At 53.2% G+C, this 16631-nt stretch carries 12 protein-coding genes; 1 reads left to right on the top strand and 11 read right to left on the bottom strand.

The genetic code is table 11. The features are described 5' to 3' along the window. Nucleotides 1–51: 51 nt before the first annotated feature. From ABLU88_RS11420 to glmU, 9 genes are all read right to left on the bottom strand, one after another. On the bottom strand, nt 52–1224 hold the full coding sequence (locus tag ABLU88_RS11420; RefSeq protein WP_177952236.1) for an alpha/beta hydrolase-fold protein: 1173 nt from the start codon (nt 1222–1224) through the stop codon (nt 52–54). Between the two features lie 35 nt (nt 1225–1259). Then, entirely contained in the window at nt 1260–2906 is a 1647-nt protein-coding gene (locus ABLU88_RS11415) for a carbohydrate porin (RefSeq protein WP_348836554.1), read from the bottom strand. Between the two features lie 585 nt (nt 2907–3491). After that, entirely contained in the window at nt 3492–4217 is a 726-nt protein-coding gene (gene phoU, locus ABLU88_RS11410; protein ID WP_004107251.1) for a phosphate signaling complex protein PhoU, read from the bottom strand. Between the two features lie 49 nt (nt 4218–4266). After that, nucleotides 4267–5040: a phosphate ABC transporter ATP-binding protein PstB gene (gene pstB, locus ABLU88_RS11405; protein ID WP_004855746.1), complete on the bottom strand. Its 774-nt coding sequence runs from the start codon at nt 5038–5040 to the stop codon at nt 4267–4269. Between the two features lie 47 nt (nt 5041–5087). Further along, the gene (gene pstA, locus ABLU88_RS11400) at nt 5088–5978 is read right to left on the bottom strand and encodes a phosphate ABC transporter permease PstA (RefSeq protein ID WP_004855748.1); all 891 of its coding nucleotides are present in this window, start codon (nt 5976–5978) and stop codon (nt 5088–5090) included. Then, entirely contained in the window at nt 5978–6937 is a 960-nt protein-coding gene (gene pstC, locus ABLU88_RS11395) for a phosphate ABC transporter permease PstC (RefSeq protein ID WP_004107261.1), read from the bottom strand. Before pstC ends, pstA begins: the two co-directional genes overlap by 1 nt. A 192-nt stretch (nt 6938–7129) precedes the next feature. Continuing rightward, the gene (gene pstS / locus ABLU88_RS11390) at nt 7130–8170 is read right to left on the bottom strand and encodes a phosphate ABC transporter substrate-binding protein PstS (RefSeq protein ID WP_004127017.1); all 1041 of its coding nucleotides are present in this window, start codon (nt 8168–8170) and stop codon (nt 7130–7132) included. 326 nt (nt 8171–8496) lie between these two features. After that, nucleotides 8497–10326, bottom strand: a complete 1830-nt coding sequence (gene glmS / locus ABLU88_RS11385) for a glutamine--fructose-6-phosphate transaminase (isomerizing) (RefSeq protein ID WP_047722786.1) — start codon at nt 10324–10326, stop codon at nt 8497–8499. A 181-nt stretch (nt 10327–10507) separates the two neighbouring features. Next, nucleotides 10508–11878: a bifunctional UDP-N-acetylglucosamine diphosphorylase/glucosamine-1-phosphate N-acetyltransferase GlmU gene (gene glmU, locus ABLU88_RS11380; protein WP_025107543.1), complete on the bottom strand. Its 1371-nt coding sequence runs from the start codon at nt 11876–11878 to the stop codon at nt 10508–10510. A gap of 345 nt (nt 11879–12223) precedes the next feature. Between glmU and ABLU88_RS11375 the strand changes: the two genes are divergently transcribed. Continuing rightward, nucleotides 12224–14395, top strand: a complete 2172-nt coding sequence (locus ABLU88_RS11375) for a right-handed parallel beta-helix repeat-containing protein (RefSeq protein ID WP_348836551.1) — start codon at nt 12224–12226, stop codon at nt 14393–14395. Between the two features lie 413 nt (nt 14396–14808). On the opposite strand, the gene ABLU88_RS11370 is transcribed toward ABLU88_RS11375, so the two are convergent. Beyond that, nucleotides 14809–15228, bottom strand: coding sequence for a F0F1 ATP synthase subunit epsilon (locus tag ABLU88_RS11370; RefSeq protein WP_004107274.1), 420 nt, complete (start codon nt 15226–15228; stop codon nt 14809–14811). 20 nt (nt 15229–15248) lie between these two features. After that, entirely contained in the window at nt 15249–16631 is a 1383-nt protein-coding gene (gene atpD, locus ABLU88_RS11365) for a F0F1 ATP synthase subunit beta (RefSeq protein WP_004107276.1), read from the bottom strand.

Raw genomic sequence — 16631 nt, 5'->3', positions numbered from 1 at the left:
GTCTCCCTCAAGGTATTGAAGATAAGGAGCCAGCGAACTGGCTCCTTCATGCTATTTGAACAACTTCTGTACAAATTCGGCGTAGGCGGGACGCCAGACGTCCATTTCATGGTTCAGGCCCGGATACTCATGGTAATCAAAGTTGATTTTCTGCTTCTCCAGCTCCGCTTTCAGCCCGGCGATATCCTTGCCGGTAACCACGTCTTTCTCGCCCACGACGACGGTAAAGTTACGCAGCTGCTTGTTGATCGCCTGTGGGTTGTGTAGCTGCGCCTCGACGCCGGCATCCGGTACCGTGGTTGTCGTTACGCCGCTGAACGTCGCCAGCCAGCCGAAGCTCTCCAGATGGTTCATTCCGGAGACCAGCGCCTGATAACCGCCCTGCGACAGCCCGGCAAGCGCCCGGCCGTCCGCGTCTTTACGCACGTTAAAGCGCGCATCAATCAGCGGAATAATATCGTTCATCAGCTCTTTATCAGCCGCTTTCGCATTCAGCGGATAGAAGGTTTTACGCCGCTCCTGCGGCGGGAAGTTTTCCGCAATCGCGTCAGGAATATCGGTTTCGGTATCCGGCACCACCACCAGCATGGGCTTGATTTTGCCTTCCGCCAGCAGGTTATCCATGATTTGCGGAATACGGCCCTGGTCGATGGCCGACAGTCCGCTGTCGCCAAAACCGTGATAGAAATAGAGCACCGGCAGCGGTTCGCCGGTACCGGTATAGCCTGGCGGCGTCCACACGTAGACGCGACGCTCAGCGTTCAGCGCCTTTGAATGATAGGTCAGGGTTCGTAGCTCGCCGTGGGCGACCGCGCGATCGTCAAGAATGCTGCCGGGTACCAGGATCAGGCTGGTATTCACCTGACGCTGTGGCTTCTGATAGCGGCTACCGGTATCGACGGAACGGAATCCGTCGACATCAAAATAGTATTCGTAGAGATTGGGTGCCAGCGCATCGCTTTTCCATGTCCAGATCCCCTGCTCATCTTTGCTCATATCATGGGAGACAAAGGTATCCGGCGTTGCCCCCGTCACCACGGACACCCGTTTTGCATCCGGGGCAAACAGGCGGAAGGTGATACTCTTATCGGCGTTAACCTGCGTAATATACTGGCTGACCGGGATCGCCGCGCTCGGCGTGACCGGAAACGGCGCGGCATGAGCGGTAAACGCCGCGCCCGCCAGCGCCAGAGCGAAGTAAATAGCATGTCGTTTCATCTTTATTCCTCTTTAGAATTTTGTCCTGACCGTTGCCAGCCTTACCACCAGATTTCAGCCTGAGCGCCAACGGCAAACTGATCGTTCTTACCATCTTCAAAAATGCTGCTGGTATTGCTGTTAGCCGCCTTATCCAGGTCGATATCCTTCGCTTTAATATAAGTCGCATAGAAACGAATTTCCGGGCGGGAGGTCAGCATACTGGTATTCACTTTAAAGGTATGGAACAGGGTAGTTTTGTAGCCGGATTCGTTATATTTCTTGCCGGTACTATCTTTGTTCTGCTGCTTGAAATAGCCCAATTCAACGCCGGTCTGATTATATTTATCCCAGATCCAGGCCGGGCGCACGACGGCGCGAAGAGACTCAAAATCGGAGTGCGCGCCGGTCTCGTAGCTGTAGACATCATTACCAAAGGAGTAAACGATGGCGTTCGCCATAATAATGTCATCACTCAAATAGGTTTCCCCCTGCGAGGTCAAGCGAACGGCGGTGCCGTTGGTATGATCGCCATAGTATCTGCCGTTGAATGTGGTATACGGACTGGATCCCGCATAGCGCGAGAAGCTGCTGGCGATGGAGTTATTTGCCAGCAGGAAGGAAAATTCGTTAAATCCGCCGTTATCAAATTTCTGCGTTAACGACGTCCCCGCCATCCAGGTATCTTTCCATTCATAATATCCATTATTACCTTCATTATATTTCTCGAATGAGCTCTGATTTGCCGCGACATACCGGCCGCTGACCATCAATGACGCCTTATCCCAAAGCGGGATCTCTTTATAACGAATATCAATAGTATTGGTGTTAATTTGCTGGCTTTTGGTCAACGTACGGTTGTAGTCATCAACGTCCTCGCGCACCAGCGCAATATCAAACTTACCCGCGCCCACCTTCCAGTTTTCAAGGCCAACGCCGGCTGCGGCATCGGTTCTTTGCGTTTTCCAGTCCAGCATCTGGATTTCAATTTTCGGCGCACCGTGCTTACCCACCCAGAAATCCGCTTCCGGCGCGAATGGCAGGAAACCTTTGGTGTTGACGTACATATCAGAGAACTGCATATAGTTCTCGCCGCCAGCGTTATCGCCAAACCAGCCGGAGGAATACTGCTGCCCGACGTTGCCGTCAAGCATCACGATCGCATCAACCCGCTTATTGCCTTCCTGATAGACCCGCTGCTTAAGTTGTAAATCAAACCAGCCCGAATATTCATTACCAAAGCGACCCAGCGAGCCAATCGCCCAGGACTTAGGTGAACCATGGGATGCGGTCCCCCAGCCGGAACGGTAATAGCCGTTATAGCTGAAGCCAATTTCATCCTTCACAAACTTGCTGAAATCCTTCATTGTCATCGAGCTATAAATGGACTCGCCGTTAGCCGCGGGCTGTTCGTTTTTCACCAGAACCGCCGCCGGTTTTGCAGCGCCGCCTGCCGGCGCGGGCGCGCTGACAACCTGCGCGGACGCACTCTGCTCAGGTGCGCCAGGCTGCGTACTGGCAATCCAGAGTCGATTTCTGGCCTTCTCTTCATCTTGATATTTTTTTAGTTCGCTCTGCGTATCCTTAAGCGCCTTCTCCAGAAGCTCAAGACGCTGTTCAACGGTTAGCGATTCCGCCATAGCATGGGTTGTATAAGCGAGCGGCGCCATAATAAGTATGGCCGAGGTAATCAGATTTCTTTTAAACATAAGTTCCCTTTATATAAAAACAGGTGCAACTGAATATCGCGATAAAATGTCAACTAACGCGAAGGCGTATTTTTATTTTTCTATCGAATAAAGCTTGTTACCGAAAAGGTGCTTCCCCTTAAGGAAAAAAAGAACGTTATTAAAACCAGCACTATTATTTATTCGGTTAATACCATCCTGGTTTACCCACAAACAGCCTTGCATCAAATCAAAAAAAACCTGAAGCAATCCCCCTGCAGAAAACAGAGGAGGCTTGCTTCAGGTTTTGCCCGCGCTGCGGTAACAATCCCTTTCATCGGCTAATGGCGGATTATCTGGCAAAAAAAAAACCTGACATCACCAGGTTAACGGTGATGTCAGGTTTTGCCTGCTTGCGCAGTAACAATCCAGAGTTTTATTCGAGCCTTGCCGCAACAAGTCACCCGATTAATGTACCGCATTGTTACGCTATTAAAATCAAACCACAATTGATGAAATTATTATTTGTGACGACAATCGCACCAATTTTGTTAATTAAAAACAGGAGTAATATTAATCATAACTAATTCTGATAAATCCTTTATCAGAATTAGTCTCTGTGATTTATTACTCTTTAGGATCTTTCCCGGCCAGCAGTTTATCCAGCTCGTCGCCGCCAACGTGACGGAAATCCTGACCTTTAACGAAGTAGAAAATATATTCGCAGATGTTCTGACAACGGTCGCCGATACGCTCAATCGAGCGGGCACAGAACAGGGCGGTCAGGACGCTTGGAATGGTGCGCGAATCTTCCATCATATAGGTCATCAGCTGGCGCACGATGCCTTCATATTCCTGGTCGACTTTCTTATCTTCGCGATAAATACGCACCGCTTCATCAAGGTCCATACGCGCAAAGGCGTCCAGCACATCATGCAGCATCTGCACGGTGTGGCGCCCCAGCGATTCCAGGCTCACCAGCAGCGGCTGATGCTGCTGGGAGAATTTTTCCAGCGCGGTGCGGCAGATTTTATCCGCGACGTCGCCGATGCGTTCCAGCTCGGCGATGGTTTTGATAATCGCCATCACCAGACGCAGGTCGCTGGCGGTCGGCTGACGCTTGGCGATGATGCGCACGCAGGCCTCATCGATCGCCACTTCCATCATATTGACCTGCTTGTCGCCGTCAATAACGCGCTTTGCCAGTTCGCTGTCCTGGTTATGCATCGCGGTGATCGCATCAGAAAGCTGCTGCTCCACCAGCCCACCCATGGTCATGACCTGGGTGCGGATGTACTCCAGTTCAGCATTGAACTGGCCGGAAATATGTTTGTTAAGATTTAGGTTATCCATAGTATCTCCTGATTGCCCAATAGGTTAGAGCCTGATAGCAGAAGGGCAATCAACCGTAGCGGCCAGTAATATAATCTTCAGTTTGCTTCTTAGCGGGCTTGGTAAACAGATCGTCCGTGTTGCTGAATTCAATCAGCTCGCCAAGATACATAAATGCCGTATGGTCGGAGCAACGCGCGGCCTGCTGCATGTTGTGGGTCACGATAACGACGGTGTAATCCTGTTTCAGTTCAGTGATCAGCTCTTCAATACGCCCGGTAGAGATCGGGTCCAGCGCCGAGCAGGGCTCATCCAGCAGCAGAACTTCCGGACGAATAGCGATACCGCGCGCAATGCACAGACGCTGCTGCTGGCCACCGGAGAGAGAATATCCGCTCTGATGCAGTTTATCTTTGGTTTCATTCCACAATGCGGCTTTGGTCAATGCCCACTGCACGCGCTCATCCATATCCGTGCGGGAAAGCTTCTCAAACAGGCGCACGCCAAAGGCGATGTTGTCATAAATCGACATCGGGAACGGCGTCGGCTTCTGGAACACCATCCCCACTTTGGCGCGCAGCAGAGCGATATCCTGGGTGTTGGTCAGAATATTATCGCCATCGAGCAGAATTTCGCCTTCCGCACGCTGCTCCGGGTACAGCTCAAACATTTTGTTGAACGTACGCAGCAGCGTGGATTTACCGCAGCCTGACGGTCCGATAAACGCCGTAACCTGGTTTTTGGTAATATCCAGGTTGATGTTTTTCAGGGCATGGAATTTTCCGTAGTAGAAATTCAGGTTACGAACTGAAAGTTTACCCGGGGTCGCATTCACCATACTCATCTCGTTCTTTTCCTCATTCGGCGCCGCGTTTCGCCGCGCCGCAAAAATTAACCGTGTTTATTCTTCGCGAAAACAACGCGCGCCAGAATGTTCAGCAGCAATACGCACAGGGTGATAATCAAGACCCCGGCCCATGCCAGTTGCTGCCACTCCGCAAAGGGACTCATGGCAAATTTGAAAATCGTCACCGGCAAGTTAGCAATCGGCTGCATCATGTCGGTGCTCCAGAACTGGTTGGAGAGCGCGGTAAACAGCAGCGGCGCCGTTTCCCCGGCGATACGGGCGATGGCCAGCAGAATACCGGTCATAATGCCCGATACCGATGCTTTCAGGGTGATCGCAGAGATCATGCGCCACTTCGGCGTACCCAACGCATATGCCGCCTCACGCAGGCTGTCCGGTACCAGCTTCAGCATGTTTTCAGTGGTACGAATAACGATAGGCACCTGCAGCAGCGCCAGCGCAATCACGCCCGCCCAGCCGGAAAAGTGCTGCATCTGCGCAACGACGATGGTGTAAACAAACAGACCGACGACAATCGACGGCGCGGAAAGCAGGATATCGTTAATAAAACGAATCACTTCGGCCAGCAAGGATTTACGGCCATATTCCGCCAGATAAATCCCCGCCAGAATCCCCAGCGGGGTACCGATAACCGTCGACCAGAGGATCAGCAATCCGCTGCCCGCCAGGGCGTTTGCCAGACCACCGCCCGCCGTATTTGGCGGCGGCGTCATTTCAGTAAACAGCGCCAGGCTCATGCCGTCGATGCCGCGGGTGACGGTGGACATCAGGATCCAGATCAGCCAGAACAGACCAAACGCCATGGTCGCCATCGATAGCGTCAGGGCGAGACGGTTTTTCATGCGGCGTTTTGCCTGCATTTTGCGACGGGATTCCGCCAGCTCCGCGGTGGTTTGTAATTCAATCGTCGCCATTAGCGAGCCCCCTCATTCTTAGCCAGGCGCATGATCATAAACTTCGATGCGGCCAGAACAATAAAGGTGATAACGAACAGAATCAGGCCCAGCTCCATCAATGCGGCAACGTGCAGTCCGGTTTCCGCTTCGGCAAACTCATTCGCCAGCGCGGAGGTGATGCTGTTGCCCGGCATATATAACGAAGCGCTATCAAGCTGGTAGGTGTTGCCGATAATAAAGGTCACCGCCATGGTTTCCCCCAGCGCGCGCCCCAGACCGAGCATTACCCCGCCGATCACGCCGTTTTTGGTGAAAGGCAGAACGATACGCCAGATAACTTCCCACGTTGTGCAGCCGATACCGTAGGCGGACTCTTTCATCATCACCGGCGTCTGTTCAAAGACGTCACGCATAACGGCCGCGATGTAAGGAATGATCATGATGGCCAGAATCACGCCCGCCGCCAGAATACCGATACCAAATGCTGGGCCCGCAAAGAGCGCGCCAACGAACGGAATGGTCGACAGAACGTTGCCAACCGGCTCCTGAAAATAGGTCGCAAACAGCGGGGCGAAAATAAACAGGCCCCACATGCCGTAAACGATACTGGGGATCGCGGCCAGCAGCTCAATAGCGATACCCAGCGGGCGCTTCAGCCAGGCGGGTGACAGTTCCGTCAGGAACAGCGCAATACCGAAGCTCACCGGTACGGCGATCAGCAGCGCGATAAATGAGGTGACCAGCGTCCCGTAAATGGGTACCAGGGCGCCGAAAATCTGGTTCGGTGCATCCCACTCTTTGGTCCACAGAAAGGCAAAGCCAAATTTCTCAATGCTTGGCCAGGACGAGATGATAAGGGAGACGATGATGCCGCCAAGCATCAATAGCACAATCAGCGCCGCCAGTTTTACCAGCACGCTGAAAATTATGTCACCCTTTTTCCCCGGAGGGTTAAATGCCGGCTTGGTTGCAGCCATAAGTTACTCTTCAGTTTCGGGCCAGAAAAAATCGTAGTTTACTGATCTTTCTGGCAAAGGTAATGCCATACCCTAAATAATTCGAGCTGCAGGCAGGCAGCTGGCTTGTGGATCCCCGGGAACATAGATGGGCTATGTGACCGGGGTGAACAAGCGCTGCCAACGCACCTGTAGCTCGAAGGCTGACGGGTATTAGTACAGCGCTTTACCGCTGCTGTCTTTTACGTTGGTCTTCCATGCCGCGCGAACTTGCTCAACCACGCTTTCCGGCAGGGTGGCATAATCCAGCGCGTTGGCTTCTTTACCGCCGTTTTTATACGCCCAGTCGAAGAACTTCAGCACTTCGGCGGTCTGCTCTGGCTTGTTGGAAGCCTTGTGGACCAGAATGAAGGTGGTTGAAGTGATCGGCCATGCGTTGTCGCCTTTCTGATTCGTCAGATCCTGTGCAAAGGATTTGCTCCAGTCGATTTCTTTCGCCGCGTTAGCGAAGTTATCTTCAGTCGGGCTCACCGGCTTGCCATCGGCGGACAGCAGTTTGGTGTAAGCGAGGTTGTTCTGTTTTGCGTAGGCATATTCTACGTAGCCGATAGAGCCCGGCAGACGCTGAACGAACGCGGCGATGCCGTCGTTGCCTTTACCGCCCAGACCGGTCGGCCAGTTAACGGTTGAGCCCGCGCCGATTTTAGATTTCCACTCTTCGTTCACCTTCGCCAGATAGCTGGTGAAAACGAAGGAAGTACCGGAACCATCAGCACGACGAACCACCGCGATGTTCTGAGAAGGCAGCTTCATGCCCGGGTTGAGCTTAGCAATCGCCGCGTCATCCCATTTTTTGATTTTGCCCAGGTAGATATCACCCAGCGTTTTACCGTCAAGCACCAGCTCACCGGATTTCACGCCAGGCAGGTTAATTGCCAGCACTACGCCGCCGATAACGGTCGGAAACTGGAACAGACCTTCCTGAGCCAGCTTGTCATCAGCAAGAGGGGCATCAGAAGCACCGAAGTCTACGGTGTTGGCCGTAATTTGTTTTACGCCGCCAGAGGAGCCGATACCCTGGTAATTGACTTTATTACCCGTTTCCTTGTTATAGGTATCTGCCCATTTGGCATACACCGGCGCGGGGAAAGTTGCACCTGCGCCAGTCAGGCTTGCTGCTGCAAAAACAGAGAAAGCGCTCATCGATAAGGTCGCGGCGACAACTGTTGCGACGGTGGTACGCATAACGTTCATAATGTCTCCTGCTGGATTCGTAAACCATTGTTTCGAAGCTATGGTGAGCAAAATAGGACAAACAGGTGACAGTAAAATGTACGAATTATTACAGTTTTATGACAAGCAAAAAGACGGGAATTTACGTTAAATAAAAACAATACAAATCATGTTGTTACTATGGTTAATGATAGAAAGATTAGCGGAAAATTTTATTTTTATGACAGCGCAAAAGCGTCTCAAAAATGACAGGCTGTCATAAAGCGGGTGGGATCTCGCTGTTCGCTGCAAATAACCGCAAATAAAAAGGGCCGCCGGACGGCAGCCCTTTCAGCGCTGTAAAATCGTTATTCCACGGTAACTGATTTCGCCAGGTTACGCGGCTGGTCAACGTCAGTCCCTTTGATCAGCGCGACGTGATACGCCAGCAGCTGCAGCGGTACGGTATAGAAGATTGGCGCGATCGCCTCTTCAACATGCGGCATCTCAATGATGTGCATATTGTCGCTGCCGGTGAAACCCGCATCGCCGTCAGCAAAAACGTACAGCTGGCCGCCGCGAGCGCGAACCTCTTCAATGTTGGATTTCAGTTTTTCCAGCAGTTCGTTGTTCGGCGCGACCACCACCACCGGCATTTCAGCGTCAATCAGCGCCAGCGGACCATGCTTCAGCTCGCCGGCAGCATAGGCTTCCGCATGAATATAGGAGATCTCTTTCAGCTTCAGCGCCCCTTCCAGGGCAATGGGATACTGATCGCCGCGGCCAAGGAACAGCGCGTGGTGTTTGTCAGAGAAGTTCTCAGCCAGCGCCTCAATACGCTTGTCCTGCGAAAGCACCTGCTCAATGCGGCTCGGCAGCGCCTGCAGACCATGCACGATATCATGTTCAATCGACGCATCCTGGCCTTTGAGTCGCGCCAGTTTCGCCACCAGCATCAGCAGAACGGTCAGCTGCGTCGTGAAGGCTTTAGTCGAGGCGACGCCGATTTCCGTCCCGGCGTTGGTCATCATCGCCAGATCGGACTCACGCACCAGGGATGATCCAGGCACGTTACAAATCGCCAGCGACCCCAGATAGCCCAACTCTTTCGACAGGCGCAGGCCGGCGAGGGTGTCCGCCGTCTCGCCGGATTGAGAGAGGGTGATCATCAGGCTGTTGCGACGCACGGCCGATTTGCGATAGCGGAACTCGGAGGCGATTTCAACATCGCACGGCACCCCTGCCAGCGACTCAAACCAGTAGCGGGACACCATACCTGAGTTGTAGGAGGTGCCGCAGGCGATGATCTGAATATGCTCGACCTTAGACAGCAGCTCGTTAGCCTGCGGGCCCAGCTCGCTTAAATCAACCTCGCCGTGGCTAATGCGCCCGGAGAGGGTATTTTTGATGGCGTTCGGCTGCTCGTAGATCTCTTTCTGCATATAGTGACGATAGATACCTTTATCGCCCGCGTCGTACTGCAGACTGGATTCAATATCCGGGCGCTGCACTTCGGCGCCGGATTTGTCAAAGAGAGTCACGGAACGGCGGGTGACTTCCGCAATATCGCCCTCTTCGAGGAAGATAAAGCGGCGGGTAACCGGCAGCAGCGCCAGCTGATCGGAGGCAATGAAGTTTTCCCCCATCCCCAGGCCAATCACCAGCGGGCTTCCTGAACGAGCGGCCAGCAGCGTACCCGGATCGCGGGAATCCATGATCACGGTGCCATAAGCGCCGCGCAGCTGCGGGATAGTCCGCAGAACCGCATCACGCAGAGTACCGCCCTGTTCCAGCTCCCAGTGAACCAGGTGCGCAATAACCTCCGTGTCAGTCTCGGAGGCGAAAACGTAGCCCCTCGACTGCAACAGCTCGCGCAGCGGCTCATGGTTTTCGATAATCCCGTTATGCACCACCACAATATGGTCAGAAACATGCGGATGCGCGTTACCTTCAGACGGTTCGCCGTGCGTCGCCCAGCGGGTATGGGCAATCCCGGTACCGCCGTGCAACGGATGTTCTTCCAGCGCCTGGGCCAGCATCTGTACTTTCCCGAGGCGGCGAACGCGGTTCAAATGACCTTCGTTATCGACGACGGCCAGACCGGCGGAGTCATAACCGCGGTATTCCAGACGACGTAAACCTTCGAGAAGGATTTCAGCAATATCACGCTGCGCGACTGCGCCAACAATTCCACACATAGTTTTTAATTCCGATTTTGGCTGTATGCCATACGTTGTCGGTCAACCTGTTTACCCGTATTTTCGGGCGCCCCGAGCCTTGTAGAGAGTGGGGTTATTTTTATGGGTACTGCCGTGGGGGGAGGATTATTTTATCCCCTCACCCCGCTCTTTCCCCGAAAAGGGCGAAAGAGAAATAGCGTTACTTTTTCTTCACCGGGCGCTGCCAGCCCTGTTTATGAACCTGCGGCACGCGGCTTAACACTAATTCATTATCGGCAACGTTACGCGTTACCGTTGTTCCTGCGGCAATGGTGACCCCCTTGCCGACGGTCACCGGAGCGACCAGCTGGCTGTCTGAGCCAACAAACACGTCATCGCCGATCACCGTTTTATGCTTATTTGCGCCATCATAGTTACAGGTGATGGTGCCCGCGCCGATATTCACGTTATCGCCTATCTCGGCGTCTCCGAGATAGGAAAGATGCCCGGCCTTCGTGCCTTTACCCAGACGCGCCTTTTTAATTTCAACAAAGTTGCCGACGTGCGCGCCTTCGAGAAGCTCAGCGCCTGGGCGCAGCCGCGCGAACGGCCCAATGGTACAGGCGGCTGCCAGATGAGCATCCTCTACCACGGTATAGGGGCTGATCTCGCAATCATCACCAATGATGCTGTTCTTGATGACGCAGCCGGTGCCAATCTTTACCCGATCCCCCAGCACCACGTCACCTTCGAAGATAACGTTAGTATCAATTTCGACATCGCGCCCGTGTTTCAGCACGCCGCGCAGATCAAAACGCGCCGGATCGCGCAGCATAACGCCCGCGAGCAGCAGTTCTTCAGCCTTTTCAGACTGCCAGACGCGCTCAAGCCGGGAGAGCTGCAGGCGGTTATTCACGCCTTCCACTTCGCTTAGACGCTGAGGATGAACAGCGGCAATTTCACGACCTTCTTCATAGGCCATGGCGATAATATCGGTGATGTAGTATTCACCCTGAACGTTGTTGTTGGTGAGCTTAGCCAGCCAGCGTTTAAGATCCGCGCCATTGGCGACCAGAATCCCGGTATTAATTTCCTGAATCCGGCGCTGCTCGTCGCTGGCGTCTTTATGCTCGACAATGCCCGTCACCGCGCCGTTATCGCGCGTAATGCGGCCGTAGCCGGTCGGATCGTCAAGCTTCACCGTCAACAGACCGATGCCGCCCTGCGGTTTCGCTTCCCGCAGACGCTTCAATGTTTCGACGGAAATGAGCGGCACGTCGCCGTACAGCATCAGGATATCTTCATCATCGCTGAAGAACGGCGCCGCCTGCTGCATAGCGTGGCCGGTGCCTAGCTGTTCGGCCTGCAGCACCCAGTTGAGGTTATCTTCGTGCAGCGTCTGGCGAAGCAGATCGCCGCCGTGCCCGTACACCAGATGTACGGCGGAAGCGCCTAATTCTTTAGCTGCATCAATAACATGCTGCACCATTGGCTTCCCGGCCAGCGAATGCAACACCTTAGGAAGATCGGAATACATGCGGGTACCTTTGCCAGCGGCAAGAATAACCACGCTCATCGGACTGTTTGACATACGCATCCTGACTGCTGTTGGAACGAAAAGTAAAAGCCTTTCACGTTGAAATATCTACATATTTTTCATCATGAAACGAGACGAAGATAAAATGCACAAGCGTAACGCTATACACCATTTTAGGTGGGTATTTTTAGTCAGCGCAAACCCGTTTAGCGCAAAAAAAGCATTTGAATGAGTGGCAATGCCGGCTATCCCTCTGCTTTTGCTGTTTTTTTGGCGGGTAAATAAAGAAAACCCATAAAATAAAACACAGTTTTAATATTCATTAATTGTGACGTGATAAATAGAAACACCATTTCATTTTCCTGATAATGCCGGTTAATAATTACCCAGGAGAAAAGAATGAATAACAAAATACCTTTGGCATTAACCCTTTGCAGTACGATGATCGCGCTACCGCTGCAGGCCAACGAAGGTCATCAGTGGCGGGCAATCGCCTTTGGGCAATCTACCGACAGCAATTTTTCCTCGAATGTTCTGCCGGAAAAAATTGGCGTCAACGATGTCACCATCGCCGGAAAAAAACTGACGCCGCAGGACGTCGCCGACCTCAGCCAGCCCATTACCATCGAGAGCCGGGGAGGTAAAATAGCCAATTCTCACGACGGACTGACCTTCTTTTACACCCGGCTACCGACCAGCCAGAATTTTATCCTGCAGGCTACGGTGACCGTCAATCAGTTTGGCCCGGAAAATGGCGCGCGTCCTGCGGCACAGGAAGGTGCGGGACTGCTGGTCCGCGATGTAATAGGAGTTCCGCGTCAACAGCCGCTGAAGGTCGGCTACGAAGAGTTTCCGGCGGCATCCAATATGGTGATGAACGCCATTATGACGCAGGATAAAAAAGATGGCTCACATATCAAATTGCAGGCTATCAGCCGGGAAGGGATAACCCAACCGTGGGGCAATGCGGGCGCATCAATAAAGCGTCAGAGCTATAAAGAGAAAATCGATATCCAGCAAACGCCGACGTTCCAGCTCAGACTGGAACGCACCAACGACGGGTTTATTACCTCATGGGCAGCAACGGGCAGTAATGAATGGGTAAGCCAGCAGGTTCCTCACGCCGATCTGGTTGCCCGGCAGGATAAAGAACATTACTACGTCGGCTTCTTCGCCTCACGTAATGCAAAAATCACCGTCAGCAACGCCTCGCTCACCACCTCAGCGGCACATACGGTTCCCTCCGCGCCGTATGTCGCTAAAGGCTGGCCGCCGGTTATGCAAATTGCTTCGGGAACAGTAAGCCAGAGCAAAGCTTACATCCTACAGGCGCGCACCAACAGCGATGGGCGCATCACCGTTCGTCAGGATGAAGTGGTGATCGGGCAGGATAAAACCGTGAAGGCCGGGGAAATGTTTACCCAGCCTGCCGTACTGAAAGATAAAAGCACGTTCGAAATCCGCTTCACTACGGCCACCGGCGCGGAAACGCTGACCCAGACGCTGACGGTTGAACAGAGTCCCCAAGTGACAGGCAATACGCTCTACGCCGCGCCAGAGGGACAACCTCAGGCAAAAGGGACGGCGGACTCGCCGCTGGATTTCGTCTCCGCTATCAAACTCGTCCCGCCCGGCGGGCAAATTGTATTAGCCGCCGGAGATTACCCGCAAACGGCCATTCCTGTCAGCGCCAGCGGCCTGAAGGACAAAATCAAAACGCTAAAAGCCGACGGAAAAGCGGTGATTCACGGGCTGCTGCTGGATGCCAGCTACTGGCATATCGATGGGATTGAGATTACGGACAAGAGCCTGCGCGTACAGGGCAGCCATAACCTGATCGAGAACGTCACCGCGTATCGTAACGATGATACCGGCATTCAAATTTCCTCTCCGGCGGATGTTGGACGCCCGCTGTGGGCCAGCTTTAACCGGGTAGTGAATTCTGAATCCTTTAGTAACGAGGATCCGGGCAAAATTAACGCCGACGGCTTCGCGGTGAAAATGCGCGTAGGAGAGGGTAACCGGCTGGAGGGCTGTTACTCGCACGATAATATCGACGACGGTTTCGACCTGTTTAATAAAATTGAGGACGGTGCAAACGGCGTTGTGGTGATCGAGAACTCTATTGCCCGCAATAATACCAGTAACGGGTTTAAGCTCGGTGGGGAAGGGCAGCCGGTCGCCCACGAGGTACGTAACAGCATCGCCATCGATAACCATCTGGACGGTTTTACCGACAACTTTAACCCCGGCAAGCTGGTGGTGGTTAACAACGTCGCGGTAGATAACCAGCGCTTTAACTACCTGTTCCGCCCGAGTCCGTACGGTGCGCCGGAAACGCAGGGCACCTTCAGCGAGAACCTTTCCCTGCGCAGCCAGCCTGGGAAATATGACGATGCCGTTGTCGGGAATATTGACGATAGCAACTATTTTATCCACGGCGGCAGAAGCATCAACGCCCAGGGAAAACGCATTAACAGCGCCGATTATCAGACGCTGGCGCTGCCGGACCCGCTGACGCGTGAGGCCGACGGCAGCTTCAACACCGGTAACTTCCTCAGCCGCGACTAACCCGCTATGCGTGAAAAACATAAAGGTCGCCCTGGGGCGACCTTTTCACTTTCTGTCTGCTTCACACCGCATGTGTTGTCGTTTTAGTTAGCGGTACAGCGCAAAAACAGTCTGGAAAGTAGACTTCTTAGTGGTTGAACGTACCGAAGGTTACGTTCATAGCACTGAAGAAAGCGACGATTTTATTAAGCAGTTTCATGATCTCTTCCTGGATAGCGATTACGTTTTTGATGAATTTTTTTGTGACTCACATCACAAAAACAAGTCTACGCTTCATCTTTTAAACGATCAACAAAAATGAGATATGCATCACAAAATTTTTAAACCCGCTTTTTAGTTTTGTTTTTTCTGAAACGAAGCCATAAAAAAAGCCAGCCTGGAAACCAGACTGGCTTTTAGCGTTCAAGCCGGTGTTACATCGCTTTTTTGGTCAACTCGATAACGCGCAGTTTAGCGATCGCTTTGGCCAGTTCCGCAGACGCCTGAGCGTAGTCCACGTCACCATGAGAGCTCTTAATGTGCTCTTCAGCCTTACGTTTCGCTTCCAGGGCTCGCGCTTCGTCGAGATCCTGGCCACGAATTGCCGTATCAGCCAGAACGGTCGTGCTACCCGGCTGCACTTCAAGAATGCCGCCTGACAGGTAGATAAATTCTTCGTGACCGTGCTGCTTAACGATGCGAATCATACCAGGCTTAATGGCGGTGAGCAGCGGCGCGTGCCCCGGGTAAATACCCAGTTCACCTTCGCTACCCGTTACCTGGATTTTCTCGACCAGACCAGAGAACATTTGTTTCTCTGCGCTGACGACGTCCAGGTGGTAAGTCATTGCCATATCACCCTCCGATTAAGGCGTTAAAGTTTTTTGGCTTTTTCCACGGCTTCGTCGATAGAACCGACCATGTAGAACGCCTGCTCCGGCAGGTGATCGTATTCGCCTTCCATGATGCCTTTAAAGCCACGGATGGTGTCTTTCAGGGAGACGTATTTGCCCGGAGAACCGGTAAATACTTCTGCCACGAAGAACGGCTGGGACAGGAAGCGCTGAATCTTACGCGCGCGAGCTACCACCAGCTTATCTTCTTCAGACAGTTCATCCATACCCAGGATGGCGATGATGTCTTTCAGTTCCTGATAACGCTGCAGGATGGACTGAACGCCACGAGCGGTGTCGTAGTGCTCCTGACCAACAACCAGCGGATCCAGCTGACGGCTGGTGGAGTCCAGCGGGTCAACTGCCGGATAGATACCCAGAGAAGCGATCTGACGGCTCAGTACCACGGTTGCGTCAAGGTGCGCAAAGGTGGTTGCTGGAGACGGGTCAGTCAAGTCATCCGCGGGTACGTATACCGCCTGTACGGAAGTGATAGAGCCGGTTTTGGTGGAGGTGATACGTTCCTGCAGAACGCCCATCTCTTCCGCCAGAGTCGGCTGGTAACCTACCGCTGAAGGCATACGGCCCAGCAGTGCGGATACTTCAGTACCGGCCAGGGTGTAACGATAGATGTTATCGACGAACAGCAGAACGTCACGACCTTCGTCACGGAACTTCTCAGCCATGGTCAGGCCGGTCAGCGCAACGCGCAGACGGTTTCCCGGCGGCTCGTTCATCTGGCCATACACCAGGGACACTTTATCGATAACGTTGGAGTCGGTCATTTCGTGGTAGAAGTCGTTACCCTCACGAGTACGTTCACCTACGCCCGCAAACACGGAGTAACCGGAGTGCTCGATCGCGATGTTACGGATCAGCTCCATCATGTTTACGGTTTTACCTACACCCGCACCACCGAACAGACCAACTTTACCGCCCTTCGCAAACGGACACATCAGGTCGATAACTTTGATGCCGGTTTCCAGCAGTTCCTGAGAGTTTGACAACTCTTCGTAGGAAGGTGCTGCGCGGTGGATAGCCCAACGCTCTTCTTCACCGATGTCGCCTTTCATGTCTACCGGTTGGCCCAGTACGTTCATGATACGACCCAGCGTTGCTTTACCTACCGGGACTTCGATCGGATGCTCGAGGTCTTTTACTTCCAGACCGCGACGCAGACCGTCGGAAGAACCCATGGCGATGGTACGAACAATACCGCCGCCGAGCTGCTGCTGAACTTCCAGCACCAGATTCTCACTACCATTTTGTACCTCAAGAGCCTCGTACACGCGCGGTACGGCATCCTGAGGGAATTCGACGTCGACCACGGCGCCGATTACCTGGACAATTTTTCCAGTAGCCAT

This window comes from Klebsiella sp. GW_Kp182 (assembly GCF_040062275.1).
Lineage (GTDB): Bacteria > Pseudomonadota > Gammaproteobacteria > Enterobacterales > Enterobacteriaceae > Klebsiella > Klebsiella michiganensis.
The sequence above is the reverse complement of the archived record's forward strand: the minus strand, read 5'-3'. Positions and strand labels throughout refer to the sequence as shown.

Bases quoted from the DNA above. Each gene is read 5' to 3' on its own strand.
- glmS (WP_047722786.1), bottom strand. From the start codon at position 10,326: ATGTGTGGAATTGTTGGCGCAGTCGCGCAGCGTGATATTGCTGAAATC.
- pstC (WP_004107261.1), bottom strand. From the start codon at position 6,937: ATGGCTGCAACCAAGCCGGCATTTAACCCTCCGGGGAAAAAGGGTGAC.
- pstB (WP_004855746.1), bottom strand. From the start codon at position 5,040: ATGAGTATGGTGAATGCGACCCCGGGTAAACTTTCAGTTCGTAACCTG.
- pstS (WP_004127017.1), bottom strand. From the start codon at position 8,170: ATGAACGTTATGCGTACCACCGTCGCAACAGTTGTCGCCGCGACCTTA.
- glmU (WP_025107543.1), bottom strand. From the start codon at position 11,878: ATGTCAAACAGTCCGATGAGCGTGGTTATTCTTGCCGCTGGCAAAGGT.
- atpD (WP_004107276.1), bottom strand. From the start codon at position 16,631: ATGGCTACTGGAAAAATTGTCCAGGTAATCGGCGCCGTGGTCGACGTC.
- ABLU88_RS11370 (WP_004107274.1), bottom strand. From the start codon at position 15,228: ATGGCAATGACTTACCACCTGGACGTCGTCAGCGCAGAGAAACAAATG.
- pstA (WP_004855748.1), bottom strand. From the start codon at position 5,978: ATGGCGACGATTGAATTACAAACCACCGCGGAGCTGGCGGAATCCCGT.
- phoU (WP_004107251.1), bottom strand. From the start codon at position 4,217: ATGGATAACCTAAATCTTAACAAACATATTTCCGGCCAGTTCAATGCT.
- ABLU88_RS11375 (WP_348836551.1), top strand. From the start codon at position 12,224: ATGAATAACAAAATACCTTTGGCATTAACCCTTTGCAGTACGATGATC.
- ABLU88_RS11415 (WP_348836554.1), bottom strand. From the start codon at position 2,906: ATGTTTAAAAGAAATCTGATTACCTCGGCCATACTTATTATGGCGCCG.